The organism is Sphaerimonospora mesophila, assembly GCF_001417795.1.
Classification (GTDB): domain Bacteria; phylum Actinomycetota; class Actinomycetes; order Streptosporangiales; family Streptosporangiaceae; genus Sphaerimonospora; species Sphaerimonospora mesophila.
The window spans coordinates 124,757-139,747 of record NZ_BCBX01000034.1 but is presented as its reverse complement, the minus strand read 5'-3'; the positions used below and the strand labels follow the sequence as shown (position 1 = coordinate 139,747).

Here is a 14,991-nt window from a genome sequence, read left to right as displayed (position 1 = left end):
AGCCCACTCGTCATCTCTCAGACCCCTCTCGGTACCGTGCCGATGACGTTCGCGTCGGTCAATCTCGCGAGCTGGTCGACGGTGAGGCCGAGCTCGCCCACCAGGACCTCCTCGTTGTGCTCGCCGAGGAGCGGAGCGGGCGAGCGATGTGGTGCCGGAGGCGACGGGTCGAACGAGTAGGTCATCGGGTACCTCGGGAACAGCCGCGGGCCGGAGAGCGGGTGCACCAGTTCCTGGTAGAAGCTCCGGGCCACGAGCTGCGGGTCCTCGTTGAACCGGTCCGGGGTCAGCACCCGGGCCGCTGGGACGCCGACCGCCTGGAGTCGTGTGACCATCTCGTCGGAGACCTGCTCAGCGAACCATCCGCGCAGCAAATCGTCCAACTCTCCGCTCCGGCGCCGGCGCTCGTCATGCGACCCCAATGCATCCTCGGCGAGCCCGGCCGGACGGCCGTCGAGGGTAAGCAGGGCGGCCCAGTCACCGTCGTCCCGGATGCTGAGCGCGACCCACTCGCCGTCTTCGCACGGGTACACGCCCTGCGGCGCGAACACAGGGTGCTGGTTGCCCTGACGCCCGGGTGCCCGGCCATGCGTCGACCAGGCGATGACCGACTCCGCGGCCATCGACGCGCCGACTTCGATCTGCGGGATCTCGACGAACTGCCCCTCACCGGTGCGATCGCGGTGCTCGAGCGCCGCGAGCAGAGCGACGGCCGCGTGCATGCCCACAGTGGGGTCGATGTAGCCGCCAGGGGTGAGGGGCCTACCGTCGGGATAGCCGGTGACCCACGCGAGACCCGCGAGCTGCTCGAATGCGTTGCCCCAGCCGACGTAGTCGCGCCAGGGACCGGTGAGGCCGAACCCGGGCAGCCGAACGATGATCATGCGTGGGTTCAGCTCCAGGAGGGAGCCCTCATCGAAGCCGAACTGCTCGACGACCCGCGCCGCGTAGTTCTCCACGAACACGTCGCCGGTCTCGCACAACCGACGCAGGAGCCGCCTGCCCTCCTCCGCGCCGAGATCCAATGTGACGTCCCGCTTGTTGAGATTCGTCGCCTGCCACATGAGACTGCGGTCGAACCAGCGGTCGCCGAGTGCCGGGACCGTCGAGGTGAACCGGAACCCGTCGGGCCGTTGGATCGACTCGACCTTGACCACGTCGGCACCGTACGCACCGAGGTAGGCCGTCAGGTACGGCGCAGCCCAGAAACTGCCCAGGTCGACGACCCGAAGTCCGTTCAGGGGTAGCTCGCTCATCGCGCTCTCTCCACTCCAGTGAGTCCCAGTTCGTCCAGCACGGCCCCAGTCGCCTCGCCCGCCTCGCCTACGGGCCGCCGAGTCACCGCTGGTGTCCTGTTCAGACGCCACGGCGGACCGGGGATCGTGAACGGCTCACCGTCGTCGTCCAGTTCGCTGAAGAAGGGGCGCTCGACCCACTGAGGCAACGAGGTGGCCCTCCCGCCCGCCGCGACGGGAACCACGGGGATGCGCAGGGATTGTCCGAGATCGACGACCTCGTTAACGGTGCGGTCGCTGAGCCAGTCCAGCAACCGGCGCTCGAAGGACGCAAGGTCACCCTCACCCCGTACCAACTCTTGTTGCTTGTCGGTGAAGTCGGCGAGGTCGGTCAGCAGGCAGGCGTCGACCCACTGCTGTCCGGTCAGGATATTGATGCCCACCCAGCCGTCCTTGCACGGCCTGATTCCGAACGGCGTCCACGCGGGGCCCGTTCCCGCAAGGCCGAGCTCGCGGTTCGTGTCGGTCATGAGTCGGGTGTACGGGATCGTCGCATGGATGCACTCGAACAGTGAGAAGTCGATCGTCGCACCCGTGCCGTTCCGTCTGGTCCAGGCACGCGCGGTCATCACCGCCGCCGCGATGAACGATCCGGCGATCCAGTCGTACATCTGCCCTCCGACCTGTACGAGCGGAAGGCCCGGCTCCTGCCTCGTGGTCACCCAGCCGGCTGCCGCCTGGAGAACCAGCGGCGTGGCGGGCAGATCGCGGTATGGCCCGGTGTCGCCCCACGGCGACACGTGAACCAGAACCGGAGCACGTTCGAGACCGCTCACGTCGTCGTCCTCGACGCCGAGAACTCGAAGGGTATCGGTGCCCAGGCTCTCGATGACGACGTCGCAGGAGGCGATCAGCCGACGCATGATCACGGCCGCCTCGGGGCTGTCAAGGTCCACGACGACGCTGCGTTTGCCTCCGCTGAGGAAGGAGAATGTGCGACGCGCAACCACCGGATCATCGGCGAAGCTTCCGCCCGACGAGCGCAGCGGATGCCCGCCGACGGGCTCGATGAGGATCACCTCGGCCCCGAGATCGGCCAGCAGGCGGCCGGCGTACGGCACGGCGTAGCCGCTGCCGCCGAGCTCGAGGACACGTACGCCCTGCAAGGCGGTCTGGCTGCCGTTGCTGCTCATACGCCCACCGCCTCAGTCGTGGTCCGAACCATGGGCATCCCCCGGAGCGGGAAGTGACAGGCGACGAAGTGCCCGTCGTCCACCTTCTGGAACTGCGGCTCCTCGACCGCGCACACGGCTTCTGCGCGAGAACAGCGGGTGCGGAATCTACAGCCGCTCGGCGGGTTGAGCGGCGAGGGCACCTCGGCCGGCGCTTTCTCCTCGCTTCGCCGGCGGATCGTGGCGTCGGGCACCGGAACGGCGCTGATCAGCTCGCGCGTGTACGGATGCGCCGGGCGCTTCACGATCGCGTTGGCGTCCGCGATCTCACAGAGCTTGCCCAGGTACATCACGGCGACGCGATCGCTGATGTTCTTCACGACCGCTAGGTCGTGCGCGATGAACATCATGCTCAGGCCGTATTGCTCCTTCAGGTCCTCCAACAGGTTGAGGATCTGGGCCTGTACCGAGACGTCGAGCGCCGACACAGGCTCGTCGCAGATCAGCAGCGCGGGCTCCATGATCAGGGCTCGCGCGATGGCGATGCGCTGGCACTGTCCGCCCGACAGCTCGCTCGGATAGCGGTCACCCACGGTGGCGGAGTCGAGGCCGACCTGGTCGAGGACCCGCGCGACCTTCTCGAGACCGTCGCCGTGGTCACGGTCCCAGATGGCGAGGGGCTCGCGTACGCTTTCGCGGATGCGCCGCCTCGGGTTCAGCGAGGAGATCGGGTCTTGGAAGATCATCTGGAGCTTGGTCCGCTCACGCCGCATGTCGCGAGGCGAGAGCCTCGTGAGGTCCTTGCCGTCGACCAGGACGGATCCCGCGGTGGGGCTCGGGAGCTGGAGGAGCGCCCGTCCCGTCGTCGACTTCCCGCAGCCCGACTCGCCGACGAAGCCGAGCGTCTCACATCTCCTGATGTCGAAGGAGATCCCTGCGACTGCCTGGACCTTGAGCCCGGCTCTTGCCGGGTACTCGACCAGCAGGTCCTCGACCCGCAGCAGCACATCCTCATCGTCGCGCAGGTGCGCGGTTCCACTGCCTGCCATCACGCCCCCAGTACCGTCATCGACGACATGCTGGTTCCGGCCGCCGTGTGGCCGACCGAAAGATTCTTCTCGAGTGCTTCCTGGCCCTTCTTCGTGCCCACCGGGAACCAGCAGGCGAAGGAGTGTCCAGGCCGGTCCGACACCGCGAGGTCAGGCTCGTCGCTGAGGCACTTCTCCTGTGCGTAGGGGCAACGCGGCGCGAACCTGCAGCCTTTTGGTTCCCCTGTCAGCTGGACGGGCCGCCCCGGGATCGTGAAGAGGCGGCTGTGGTTCGGCGCGTCCATCGTGGGGATGCTTCGCATAAGCGCCTCCGTGTAGGGGTGGCGCGTCTCGTTGAACAACGACTTCGTCGGCGCGATCTCGGCGATCTTTCCGGCATACATCACCGCGACCATGTCCGTGCGGCCGGCGACGACGCCGAGATCGTGCGTAACGAGAATCATCGTCATGTCACGTTCGGATTGCTGCTCGTCAAGCAGGTCGAGGATCTGCGCCTGAACGGTCACGTCCAGGGCCGTCGTCGGCTCGTCGGCAAGCAGGAGCCGCGGGTTGCATGAGAGCGCGATCGCAATCGTCACCCGCTGGCGCATGCCTCCGGACAACTGGTGCGGAAACTCGTGCGCGCGCTTCTTCGGCTCCGGAATACCGACGCTCTCGAGGAGTTCGACTGAGCGGATCCGGGCGTCGGCCTTCGACATGCCTAAGTGCAGGGTGAGCACCTCGGTCAACTGCCGGCCGATCGTCAGCACGGGATTAAGGGAGGTCATGGGGTTCTGGAACACCATTGACATGTCCTTGCCCCAGTAGCGACGGCGCTCCTTCGGGCTGAGCGTGTTGACCGCGACACCGTCGTAGGTGATCGAGCCGCCCGCCTCCACCTTCCGCCGAGAGCGCACGAGGCCGAGAATCGACCGGGAGAGGATCGTCTTCCCCGACCCGGACTCACCCACCAGACCGATGGTCGAGCCCTCGTCCACCTTGAACGAGACACCGTCGACAGCTCGCAGCAGACCGCCCGATGTCTTGAAATAAGTTTTCCAGTCGTCCACGACTAGAAGCGGCTCTCGGGCATTCATATTCTCGGGTGCAGCCTTTTCGACCGTGGCTATCATGCATTACCACCCCTGTTGTCGTTCTCTTCGCGAAGCCGGTCGCCGGCCAGGTTAAAGGACAGGACGGTCAGGAACATGAAGGCGCCGGGAATGAAGGTGATCCAGGGCGTGGTGCGCAGTGAATCACGACCTTCGGCGATCATCAGCCCCCAACTCGAGGCAGGTGGCGGCACACCCACTCCGAGGAAACTGAGCGATCCCTCAGCAACGATCAGCAACGCGACCACGATGAAGGCGTATGCGGCGACAGCCGGAACGATGTTGGGCATGATCTCTCGAAGGAGCACTCTCCGATTCAAGGCGCCGATCGACTTCGCCGCCGTCACGAATTCACGTTGTGCGTAAACAAGGGTGCTCGCACGAGTGAGTCTGACGAATGCTGGGATGCCGAGGATTCCCAACCCGATCACTAGATTGCGGATGCTCGAACCCAGAGTCGCCATTAAGGCCAGCAGAAGGACAAGCGCCGGGAATGCCATCAGAGCATCGGTCGCAGCCATGATGACCTTCTCGAGCCAGCCTCGGAAGTAGCCGGCGAGCATGCCGAGCAGACCGCCGACGACGATGCCGATCACCACCGCGCTAAGCGTGACGATCATCGAGATCCTCGCACCGAAGATCGCGCGTGCGAGGAGATCGCGCCCCAGACTGTCAGTACCGAGGATGTGACCAGGTGACCCTGGTGGCACCGCCACAGCCTCATAGTCCTGCGCGGCAGGGTCCACCAGGGGCAGCAGCGGCGCGAGGACCGCAGTGACCCCCACGACGGTCAGCCAGGTGACAGCTACCCAGAAGAGCGCACCAAGTCCTTTCAGCCTGGCAAGCGATCTGTTCTTCGGGGCGACCGCGGCGTCATCGGTTTTGGTATCGCCGGAGGAAGGAACGACGACGGACGCTTCGCCGTGCGGCGTCTTACCCGCGAGCCTGCTATGAGCCATCGAAATCACTCCTCTCTTACGCCGACCGGTGGCGGACGCGGGGGTCGATGAGGCCATAGGAAAGATCCACAAGCGCGTTGACGACGATGTAGGCCGTCGCAACGAAGATGACCGTGCCCTGGAGCATCATGAAGTCGCGCAGGAAGATCGACTGGATCATGAGCTGACCGATGCCTGGAACTACGAAGAGCACCTCGACGATCACAGAGCCGCCGAGCAGCCGACCGGTGTTCACACCCGCGAGTGTGATCAATGAGAAGGACGACGGACGCAGCGCGTGCTTGAAGAGGATATGTGCCGTACCCAACCCCTTGGACTGAGCCATTGTGATGTAGTCCTCTTGAAGCGTCGCCGTCATGTCAGTGCGAAGCAGTCGTTGGTAGACGGCGGCTACCGGAATCGCCATTGTCAAGGCCGGCAGGAACGCGTGATGCAGGTTCTCCAGGGGAGACTCGCTGAATGCGATCCAACCTGTCGTCGGGAACCAGCCCAGGCCGAGTGTCAGGTAGTAGATCAGCAGCAGACCGAGTACGAACTCGGGCACCGAGATCATCGCAAAGGCGCCGCCGGTGGTGATCCGGTCGAACACCGTCTTGACCCGGTAAGCCGCGAGCGTCCCCAGCGGGATCGCGAGCGCGAGCGCGATCAGCTGCGCCAACACCATCAGCTCGAATGTGACGGGTAGGCGGTCGAGAATCGTTCCCATGACCGGTGCCCCGCTCCTGTACGAGTTGCCCAAGTCGAACTGGAGGGCGTTGCCGAGCCAGGCTCCGTACCGGACGAGGAACGAATCGTCCAGCCGGAGGTCGGCACGGACCGCTGCGATCGTCTCCGGTGTCGCCTGCTCACCGAGGATCGCGATCGCCGGGTCGCCGGGCAGCAGTTCCTGGAGCGAGTAGACGACAAGGGAGACGACGAACAGCGTCCCGAGCGCTGTCGCCAGTTTGAGGGCGAGAGCCCGTCCGGTCGCCATCCAGCGCGCTCTGTGGTGCGGACGCGTTGGCGTTCGCGACCGCACAACGGTCTTGGTCATGGACTTCACTTCGCGATCCACAGGTAGGCCGGGTTCCAGTCGGTAGGACTGCTCGGGGCGACGTAGCCCTTGATGTCCGGCTGGGTGATGACCGAGAAGGTGTCCCCCCAGTGCCACACCATCGGCAGGTCCTGGGAGATGATCTCCTCGAAATCGGCGTAGGCCGCCTTGCGCTCCTCAGGGTCGAGCGACTGGCGCCCGCGGATTAGAGCCTCGTCAGCTGCCGGGTTGCAGTAGCCGAAGAAGTTGGACGTCGTCGGTCCGTCGCAGGTGAAGGACGGGAAGTAGATAAGGTCGGGGTCCACACCGTTCTTCGGGAAGCAACCGACCTGGAAATCCTTCGCGAACGTCGCAGCGACGTACTGCGCAACGTCGGGCGTATCGAGCTTCACGTCCATGCCGACCTGAGTCAGCATGTTCTGGATAAGCTCGATGTAGCGCCTGCGATCCGGAGCGTTGTGGCAGCCGAGCGTGAAGGACAGCGGTCCCTTCTCAGCCTCGAACTCGGCCACGAGCTTCTTCGCAGCCTCCGGATCGTAGTGCGGCCACTTCGCCTTGCCGGTGTACCAGAACGAGCCCTCGCGGAACGGGCCGTACATGCCCGGCATGCCGCCCTGGAAGAGCGCCTGGTTGAGCGCGTCGATGTTCACCGCGAGAGCAGTTGCCCGTCGGACCCGGATGTCGTCGAACGGAGGCGTCTTGACCTGGAACACAAGCCCGGTTCCGCCGACGCCGCCCGACGGCTCGTGCAGGACCGCGAGGTTCGGATTGTCCCTGGCCCACTTGAGCTGGTTGGGCTCCTGGAACCACGCCGCCTCGACGTTGCGGCCCTGGAACGCGGCGAAGCGCGTTTGGGTGTCACTCATCGGGATTTCGTGGAACTCGTCGAGATACGGAAGGCCTTTCTGCCAGTAGTCGGGGTTCTTCTTCAAGACGGTGACCTGGTCCGGGTTCCACTTCTCGAATTTGAACGCACCGGCACCAACTGCCGACGTCCGGCCGTAGTCGTCGCCGGCGGCCTTGATCGCAGTCGGCGAGGCGATCGCCCCTGCAGCGGTGGTCAAGTTCACCGGGAACGAGGCGATCGGAGTGGCGAGCGTGAACACCACCGTCAGCGGGTCCGCCGCCTCCACCTTGGTGATGCCGGAGACGTACGAGCGGGCCGACGAGGCGTTGTCGGGGTTCAGGTGGCGTTCGATGTTGTAGACCACGGCGTCCGCGTCCAAAGCCGTGCCGTCGTGGAACTTGATGCCTGGGCGCAGCTTGAGGGTCCATGTCTGGGCGTCGGCGCTCTCGAGCGACTCGGCCAGGTACGGCTGGACGGTACCGTCCTCGGTGTACTGCGTCAGGGTGTCGTAGATTCCGATCATCGAAGCGTCGAGGGTGCCGCGCTTCAGCGGGTCGTAGCTCGTCTGGGTACCGACGGACGCATAGCGGAACACTCCGCCGTATACGGGCTTGCCATCACTGGCACCCTCGCTCGGGCGCGCTCTGTCCGGCTCCGAGCCGCTCGAAACGCACCCGCTGAGCAACGTTGCACCGAGAAGCGCGGACACCGTGAGGGCTACCCAACGGCTCTGGCCTCGAACTCTCCGGACCTGCATGCCAACCTCTCCTCGTCCATCGCGTTGACCGACTCGGTCGGTGCGTGTGATTATGGACACGTCCTAACCGGCCGGTCAATAACTAACTTTGGCCCATCGCAAGCTGTGGTCCGGGTTGTGATTGGTTGATTTCTTTTGATCTTTTGCGGCGACAACCCATCGGTCCCGCAGATCGGTACGCGTGCCGAGCTCCCCTGCCCGCCGGTCGTCGTGCCTGCTTACTTCGAGATCCTTGATGACATCGAGCCACAGGAAATAACGTGAGCGATGATTCGCTGAGGAGCGTTTGATGGACAATCCGCTCGATGTGCAAGACCTGGCCGACGGGGCCGCGCGCGTCACGGGCGAGGAGTCGTCGCCGGCGGTTGTGGTCACCGACTTGAGCACCACCGACTGGTCCGATATTGCGCTCACGAGCGCGGCCATACGGGAGCTCACCGAGCCAAGCGTGGTCGTGCTCGGAGTGTCCGATGTCGCACTTCCGGAGGCGGCGACCGATCTACTCGAGCACCTCACGCTGACGTTCGCACCGGGTGGACCGGGACGGACATGGGTCGCGGCGCCCGAGATCGACACGGCCGTCGCCACCGCCGTCGCGGCGCCGATCGCGAGTATGACCTTGGCCATGCTGCTGCGGTCCACCGCACGGATCCCCGTGCGCGACGGTCTTCAGTTGGAGTCGCTCGCCTACTCGACACTGCAGTCCGGGCCGGAGTTCGCGGCATGGCTCGCCACACGCCCTCGGCGCGAGATCACCCTCCAGACTGACGTCGTCCGCCTCGACCGCGACGCTCACGTCCTTACGATCACCCTCAACCGCCCGGAGCGACGCAATGCCTTCGGGCGCGAGATGCGGGACCGCCTCATCGACGCCCTCGAGCTTTCCGCGCTCGACCCGTCGATCGAGCAGGTCGTGCTACGTGGTGCGGGTCCTGTTTTCTGCTCCGGCGGCGATCTCGACGAGTTCGGCACCGTGGCGGATCCGGCGACCGCACACGTCCTGAGGACGGGACGCAGCGCGGGCTTGGCCCTACACGGCATCCGGGACCGCGTGTGCGCCGTCCTCCACGGTACGTGCATCGGCGCGGGTATCGAGATCCCCGCCTTCGCCGGAAGGGTCGAGGCTGCGGACGACGCCTCATTCCAGCTCCCCGAGTTGTCGATGGGGCTGATTCCCGGGGCGGGTGGCACGGTGAGCATTACCCGCCGGATCGGGCCGTGGCGCACCGCGTACCTCGCGCTCACGGGCACGCCGATCGACGTCGCAACCGCGATCGACTGGGGATTGGTGGATGCGCGGACGTGACCTCGATGCGCTGCGAGACTGGGCGGACTCGGGAGCGATGGCACTTACCGGACGGCCCGGTGGACCTCCCCTCGCTCCCCCCGGTCGTGCCGCCACGATCGTACGGCGCGCGCTCGAGCGGCTGAGCCTCGACCTACCCGATCTTCTCGCCGAACGTGCCGCTCTCACCGGTCTTCGCCGCAACGGCCCATGGTCACCCGGCGGCAGGTTCCGCCTGTTGCGAGCCGCCGACGGCTGGATCGGGCTGAGCCTGGCCAGGAGCAGTGACGTCGAGCTCATCCCTGCCTTGGTTGAGGAGTCGTCAGCCAGAGACGACCCGTGGGCGACGCTGAGCGCGTGGGCGCTGGGGGTGACGGCTCAGGCCGCCGACGACCGCATGGCGCTCCTTGGGTTCCCGGGTGGTGCGGTGCCCTCGCCCGCCCCTCGGCGTCCCGGGGTGCGGCTGACGAAGCTCGGGCGGCGCTCGCCGCGTGCGAATCCGCTGATCGTCGACCTCACCAGCCTCTGGGCCGGGCCGCTTTGCGCGCGCCTGCTCGGACTCCGAGGAGCACGTGTCGTTCATGTCGAGAGCAGCACTCGCCCCGACGTCGGAAGGCGCGTGACGCCCGCGTTCTTTTACCGTCTGCGGGCGGGCCACGATCACGTGACACTGGACTTCCGCACGGAGCTCGGGACCCTCCGCGATCTGATTGCAAAGGCCGATCTCGTGTTGGAGGCGTCGCGGCCGCGGGCGCTGCAGCAGCTCGGCGTGCTGGCGGAGGAAGCGGTCACGGCGGGGACCTCGTGGCTGTCGATCACCTCCCGGGGGCGGCAGTCGAACTCGGTAGGTTTCGGCGATGATGTCGCGGCGAGCGCGGGTGTGGTCGTCGACGACGGAGATGAACTCTTGCCCGTAGCGGACGCCCTGGCCGACCCGCTCGCCGGCGTCGCCGCGGCCCTGGCGGCCACCGACGTGCTCGCCGGCGAGGACGCGTGCCTCGTCGACGTCTCGATGCTCGACGTCGCCCGCGAGTCACTCGATGGCTGGTTCGCTCACCCGCCGCACCGGGTGGTGAAGCGCGGCGAAGAGTGGTGGATCGAGACCGCGACTGACACCTTCCGGGTGTGCGAGCCGACGGCGGGTGAGGTCGCGCTGTCGTGAGAACGCTTATCCGTAACGTAGAGGTCGCAGGTCGCCGGGTGGACGCGCTCATCGACGGGGAGCGGATCGCAACGCTGACCGAGCCCTCGACAATCACGTCGGCGGTGCCAGACGACGTGATCGACGGGGCCGGTGGTGCGCTGTTGCCAGGGCTGCACGACCACCACTTGCACGTCCTCGCGATCGCCGCACGAAGCCGAAGCGTCGACTGCGGTGGCGACGGCGCCCTGGCCGCACTCCGCGATGCCGACGGCACCGGTTGGATCCGTGGCACCGGCTATCACGAGGGGACTCTCGGTCATCTCGACCGTTACGTCCTCGACGCCTGGGTGCCCAACCGGCCGGTCCGGGTACAGCATCGCAGCGGAGCCCTCTGGGTCCTCAACTCCGCTGCCCTCCGGATCGTCAGTCTCGACGAATCCGACGACGTCGAGCGCGTGGACGGCGAGCCCACAGGAAGGCTGTGGCGGTACGACGGGCGCCTGCGCCAGGCATTGCCCGACGACACACGCGTCACGCCGGAGGAGATCGCCGCCGTCGGCGTGCGGCTGGCGTCCTACGGCATCACGGGTGTCACCGATGCGACTCCGGACCTGGACGAAGAGGCAGCCGCACTCATCGGCCGGTTGCCCCAGCGTGTCACACTGATGGGCCGCTCTCCGGGAGCCCCGGTCAAGCTACATCTCCGCGACCATGACCTGCCTTCGTTCGACGACGTCCGGAAGCGGATTTCGGCCGCTCGCGAGAGCAATCGCCCGGTTGCGGTTCACTGCGTGACCGCCGAGTCGTTGCTGCTCACGCTTAACGCCCTCCAGGAGGTCGGTGCCCGTCCGGGCGACCGGATCGAGCACGCCTCGGTCGTGCCGCCGGGAGTCGAGGGATGGATGGCGCGGCTCGGCGTACGCGTGGTCACCCAGCCCGACTTCCTCCGGAGCCGCGGGGCCGACTACCTTCGCAGCGTGGATCCCGGTGACCTCGAGTACCTCTACCCCTACGCGGGCCTCGAGGCCGCAGGCGTGCCCGTCTGCGCGTCGAGCGATGCGCCGTACGGCGAGCTCGACCCGTGGAAGGTGATCAAGAGCGCTGCAACGCGCGAGACGACCGAGGGGGATGTCATCACCGCTGCCGAGTGCGTGACCGTCAGCCGTGCGCTGGACGGCTACCTGTCGCCGGCAGACCGGCCAGGTGGCGTGGCCCGCACCGTCCAAGTGGGAGCAACCGCCGACCTGATCCTCCTCCACGCGCCGCTGGCCGAGCTCCTGGCCGACCCGCGATGCGACCTTGTCCGCGCAACCTGGATCGCGGGCAGGAGGGCGGACAGGCCCTAACTCTCCACGGCAGAGAGCCGTCGCCAGGCTCCCTGCTCGCCGGGGGACTCCTCGACGAGTCCCTGGAGAGCAAGACTCTGGAGGTGGGCGAGGGTCTCGTCGAGCGCGATAAGGATTCGCAACGCACTCATGTCCTGCCACGGCGTCGACCACTCCATCGACTCCGCGACCTGCCAGAGCGACATCGGGGGGCCATCTATAGCCGTAAGGACCTCTGCGAGGCGGTCTACGTGGTGGGTGACCAGGTCGAGTGCCCGCTCACGCACGCCCACGAATCGGTACTCGTGCGCCGGATACGCAACCGATGGACCGAGGTCTGCGACCTTCCTCAGCGACTCGACGAAGCGGGTGACCGAGTCGCCGTCGAAGCCCCGCACCCCAATGTGCGGAGTGATCCGCGGGAGCATGTGATCGCCGGTGAGTAGCGCATCGAGCGGGAGCACCCGGTAGCAGAGGTGGCCGGGCGTGTGACCGGGCGTCCAGAGCGCGCGGATCTCCCACCCTGGTACCGGGATGAGGTCGCCGTCCTCGAAGAGCCGGTCCGCCTCAGCGTAGGCGCTCTCCTGCGTGGCCGGAAAGCTCAGCACCTCACCCAGGCGTGGGTCTCCCTCGGGCGCACCCGCCCCGCGCAGCACGGTCGCGATGTCCACGCGATCGCGCGGCTCATGCCGCATGCTTGCCACCATCGCGGCCTCGGCGGGATGCATCCCGATCCAGCAGCCGGAGGCCTCGCGGATGCGCGCGGCAAGGCCGAAATGGTCCGGGTGCGAGTGCGTGACCATGATGCCCCGCACTTCGCTCACCGAGCTACCGATCGCGGCGAGCCCGGCCTCGAGCGCGGAGTAGCACTCGTCGTTGCCCCAGCCGGTGTCGACCAGGTACGGACCTTCATCGGATTCGAAGGCGTAGGCGTAGACGTAGCGCAGGTCGGGGATCGGCAACGGCAGTGGGATCACCCAGACGCCGGGAGCGAGGAGCTCGACCGGTGGCATCGACCGAACGGGGCTGCGCTTCCTGGCCGACATCCCACATCCCTTCATTAGACGGAGTCCTACATCACATGCCATGTTATTGACCGGGGGGTTAGTAAGTAATAGCGTGACGTACAGCATAAGCCCTTAGCAAGCGCTGTCTCCGGCCAGGGACAGCCGTTCACACCGCAGGGAGCCTCGATGAGCGATTCCCCCCGAATCGGCGCCAAGCTGAGTTGTCGGAGTTGCGGCTCAGAGATCGTCGTAGTGAAGTCGTCCCAGAGCGCGTTCACCTGCTGTGATCAGCCGATGGTCTCCAAGGCAGCCTCCGCGACAGGAGCCGGACATGATGCAGCTCGGTAAGCGATACACCTGTGGGTCCTGCGGGTCCGTCGTCTTGTGCTGCACGGCCGGTCCTGGCGAGGTGCACTGCTGCGGTCAGACGATGGCGCCGATGGAGGCCAAGAGCCTGCCCTCGTCGGACTGAGCGGGAAGCACATGGACTCGGCCAACATCATCACCATTCTCACCATGGCGGCGCAGGGGTTCGGCGACCGCATCGCGCTCGGCTCTGCCGACAACGGCACGACGTTCGCGGACCTGCTCGCCCTCTCCGGGCAGATCGGTGGCTGGCTCGCCGGAGTCGATGCCGACCAGTTGGTCCTGGTCGACGTGAACTCCGACCTGATGCCGGCGCTCTTGTTCGGATCGGCGATGGCCGGCAAGCCGTTCGTGCCGGTGAACTACCGCCTCGCGGACGACCGGCTGCGCCGCGTCGTCGAGCGGACCAGTCCCGGCCTCGTCATCGCAGAGCCCTCAGCGATGGAGCGGGTCAGCGGCATCGCCGGCGTGACCGTGGTGCCGCGCGACGCCGTGCCCGACGCCGCCGCCCACGCGGAGCCGCTGCTCGAGCCGCTGCAGGGTTCGGACATCGCCGTTCTGCTCTTCACCAGTGGCACGACCGGCGAACCGAAAGCGGCCGTGCTCCGACACGACAACCTCTTCTCCTACATCGTCAGCACCGTGGCCTTCCTGTCCGCCGGTGCGGACGAGTGCGCCCTGATCAGCGTGCCTCCGTACCATATCGCGGGCGTCGCGGCGGTGCTCAGCTCGACGTTCTCGGGGCGCCGGATCTTCTACCTTGAACAGTTCAACGCCGATGACTGGGTGAAGGTCGCCGAGGAGCAGTCGGCCACCCACGCGATGGTCGTGCCCACAATGCTGGGTCGCATCATCGAGGTCCTCGAGCGCACCGGCGAGCGGCTCCCCGCCCTCCGCCACCTCTCGTACGGTGGCGGCCGTATGCCGCCGGCCACAATCGCCCACGCTCTCGAACTCCTCCCGCACGTCGACTTCACCAACGCCTACGGCCTCACCGAGACGAGCTCTACGATCGCCGTACTCACCCCTGACGATCACCGGGTCGCGAGCGCAAGCACCGACCCCGCCGTCCGGCTGCGGCTCGCGTCCGTCGGCCGTCCGATTCCGTCAATCGAGCTAATGATCGCCGGGTCTGACGGCAAGCGCGTTGCCCAGGGCGAGCCTGGCGAGATCTGGGTGCGCGGTGCCCAGGTGTCGGGCGAGTACCTGGGTGTCGGCAGCACACTCCGGGACGGCTGGTTCCGCACGCGCGACGCCGGCCGCCTCGACGCTGACGGGTACCTCTACGTCGAGGGTCGCCTCGACGACGTCATCGTCCGCGGCGGCGAGAACATGTCGCCCGGCGAGATCGAGGACGTGCTCCTGCGGCACCCCGCTGTGAGCGAGGCGGCCGTCGTCGGCATCCCCGACTCGGAGTGGGGCGAGACCATCGCCGCCGTGGTTGTCTGCCACGAGGGTGAGTCCGTCAGCGAGGAATCCCTCAAGGAGTGGGTACGAGCGAGCCTGCGCTCGTCCAGGGTCCCAGGAGTGGTGGTGTTCCGCGACACCCTTCCCTACTCAGAGACCGGCAAGCTGCTGCGCCGTGAGATCCGCAGCGAACTGTCGCCCGACCTCTAGACCGGCCGACGTCAATCGGCAGCGCCGACTATGCGGTCTTGTCGAGGCGGTCTTGTCGAGCCGTACCCGCCGGAACCCCGGCGGGCACGGCAGACGTGACATCG

14 protein-coding genes are annotated in these 14,991 nt (G+C 66.7%); 6 read left to right on the top strand and 8 right to left on the bottom strand.

The annotated features are described in order from the left end of the window. Positions 1 to 17: 17 nt before the first annotated feature. From AP234_RS34930 to AP234_RS12725, 7 genes are read right to left on the bottom strand one after another with little or no spacing between them, the layout of a single operon-like run. Positions 18 to 1,256, bottom strand: a complete 1,239-nt coding sequence (locus AP234_RS34930; RefSeq protein WP_055479838.1) for a CaiB/BaiF CoA transferase family protein — start codon at positions 1,254 to 1,256, stop codon at positions 18 to 20. Further along, a complete protein-coding gene (locus AP234_RS34925) occupies positions 1,253 to 2,428 on the bottom strand; it encodes a CoA transferase (RefSeq protein ID WP_055479837.1) in 1,176 nt (391 codons plus the stop codon). The genes AP234_RS34930 and AP234_RS34925 overlap by 4 nt, the downstream gene beginning before the upstream one ends. Further along, a complete protein-coding gene (locus tag AP234_RS12745; RefSeq protein WP_055479836.1) occupies positions 2,425 to 3,456 on the bottom strand; it encodes an oligopeptide/dipeptide ABC transporter ATP-binding protein in 1,032 nt (343 codons plus the stop codon). The genes AP234_RS34925 and AP234_RS12745 overlap by 4 nt, the downstream gene beginning before the upstream one ends. After that, on the bottom strand, positions 3,456 to 4,568 hold the full coding sequence (locus AP234_RS12740) for an ABC transporter ATP-binding protein (protein WP_235558144.1): 1,113 nt from the start codon (positions 4,566 to 4,568) through the stop codon (positions 3,456 to 3,458). The genes AP234_RS12745 and AP234_RS12740 overlap by 1 nt, the downstream gene beginning before the upstream one ends. Continuing rightward, entirely contained in the window at positions 4,565 to 5,506 is a 942-nt protein-coding gene (locus tag AP234_RS12735; protein WP_083502048.1) for an ABC transporter permease, read from the bottom strand. Before AP234_RS12735 ends, AP234_RS12740 begins: the two co-directional genes overlap by 4 nt. 16 nt (positions 5,507 to 5,522) lie before the next feature. Further along, the gene (locus AP234_RS12730) at positions 5,523 to 6,560 is read right to left on the bottom strand and encodes an ABC transporter permease (protein WP_200926494.1); all 1,038 of its coding nucleotides are present in this window, start codon (positions 6,558 to 6,560) and stop codon (positions 5,523 to 5,525) included. Continuing rightward, entirely contained in the window at positions 6,545 to 8,095 is a 1,551-nt protein-coding gene (locus AP234_RS12725; RefSeq protein ID WP_160330429.1) for an ABC transporter substrate-binding protein, read from the bottom strand. Before AP234_RS12725 ends, AP234_RS12730 begins: the two co-directional genes overlap by 16 nt. 337 nt (positions 8,096 to 8,432) lie before the next feature. Between AP234_RS12725 and AP234_RS12720 the strand changes: the two genes are divergently transcribed. The 3 genes from AP234_RS12720 to AP234_RS12710 are packed head-to-tail and all read left to right on the top strand — an operon-like array spanning position 8,433 to position 11,918. Further along, a complete protein-coding gene (locus AP234_RS12720; RefSeq protein WP_055479832.1) occupies positions 8,433 to 9,449 on the top strand; it encodes an enoyl-CoA hydratase/isomerase family protein in 1,017 nt (338 codons plus the stop codon). Beyond that, positions 9,436 to 10,590, top strand: a complete 1,155-nt coding sequence (locus AP234_RS12715; protein WP_055479831.1) for a CoA transferase — start codon at positions 9,436 to 9,438, stop codon at positions 10,588 to 10,590. Before AP234_RS12720 ends, AP234_RS12715 begins: the two co-directional genes overlap by 14 nt. Then, the gene (locus tag AP234_RS12710; RefSeq protein WP_055479830.1) at positions 10,587 to 11,918 is read left to right on the top strand and encodes an amidohydrolase family protein; all 1,332 of its coding nucleotides are present in this window, start codon (positions 10,587 to 10,589) and stop codon (positions 11,916 to 11,918) included. Before AP234_RS12715 ends, AP234_RS12710 begins: the two co-directional genes overlap by 4 nt. Here AP234_RS12710 and AP234_RS12705 read toward each other — a convergent pair. Next, on the bottom strand, positions 11,915 to 12,910 hold the full coding sequence (locus AP234_RS12705; RefSeq protein WP_160330428.1) for an MBL fold metallo-hydrolase: 996 nt from the start codon (positions 12,908 to 12,910) through the stop codon (positions 11,915 to 11,917). The two genes, AP234_RS12710 and AP234_RS12705, sit on opposite strands and share 4 nt — an antisense overlap. A 180-nt stretch (positions 12,911 to 13,090) precedes the next feature. On the opposite strand from AP234_RS12705, the gene AP234_RS39510 reads away from it, so the two are divergent. Genes AP234_RS39510 through AP234_RS12700 form a run of 3 tightly spaced genes read left to right on the top strand, consistent with a single transcriptional unit; the run spans position 13,091 to position 14,887 of the window. Beyond that, on the top strand, positions 13,091 to 13,252 hold the full coding sequence (locus AP234_RS39510; RefSeq protein WP_152990387.1) for a hypothetical protein: 162 nt from the start codon (positions 13,091 to 13,093) through the stop codon (positions 13,250 to 13,252). After that, a complete protein-coding gene (locus AP234_RS37215; RefSeq protein ID WP_160330427.1) occupies positions 13,236 to 13,376 on the top strand; it encodes a hypothetical protein in 141 nt (46 codons plus the stop codon). Before AP234_RS39510 ends, AP234_RS37215 begins: the two co-directional genes overlap by 17 nt. An 11-nt stretch (positions 13,377 to 13,387) precedes the next feature. Continuing rightward, positions 13,388 to 14,887 (top strand): class I adenylate-forming enzyme family protein, encoded by a 1,500-nt coding sequence (locus tag AP234_RS12700; protein WP_055479828.1) that lies wholly within the window; start codon positions 13,388 to 13,390, stop codon positions 14,885 to 14,887. Positions 14,888 to 14,991: the final 104 nt, after the last annotated feature.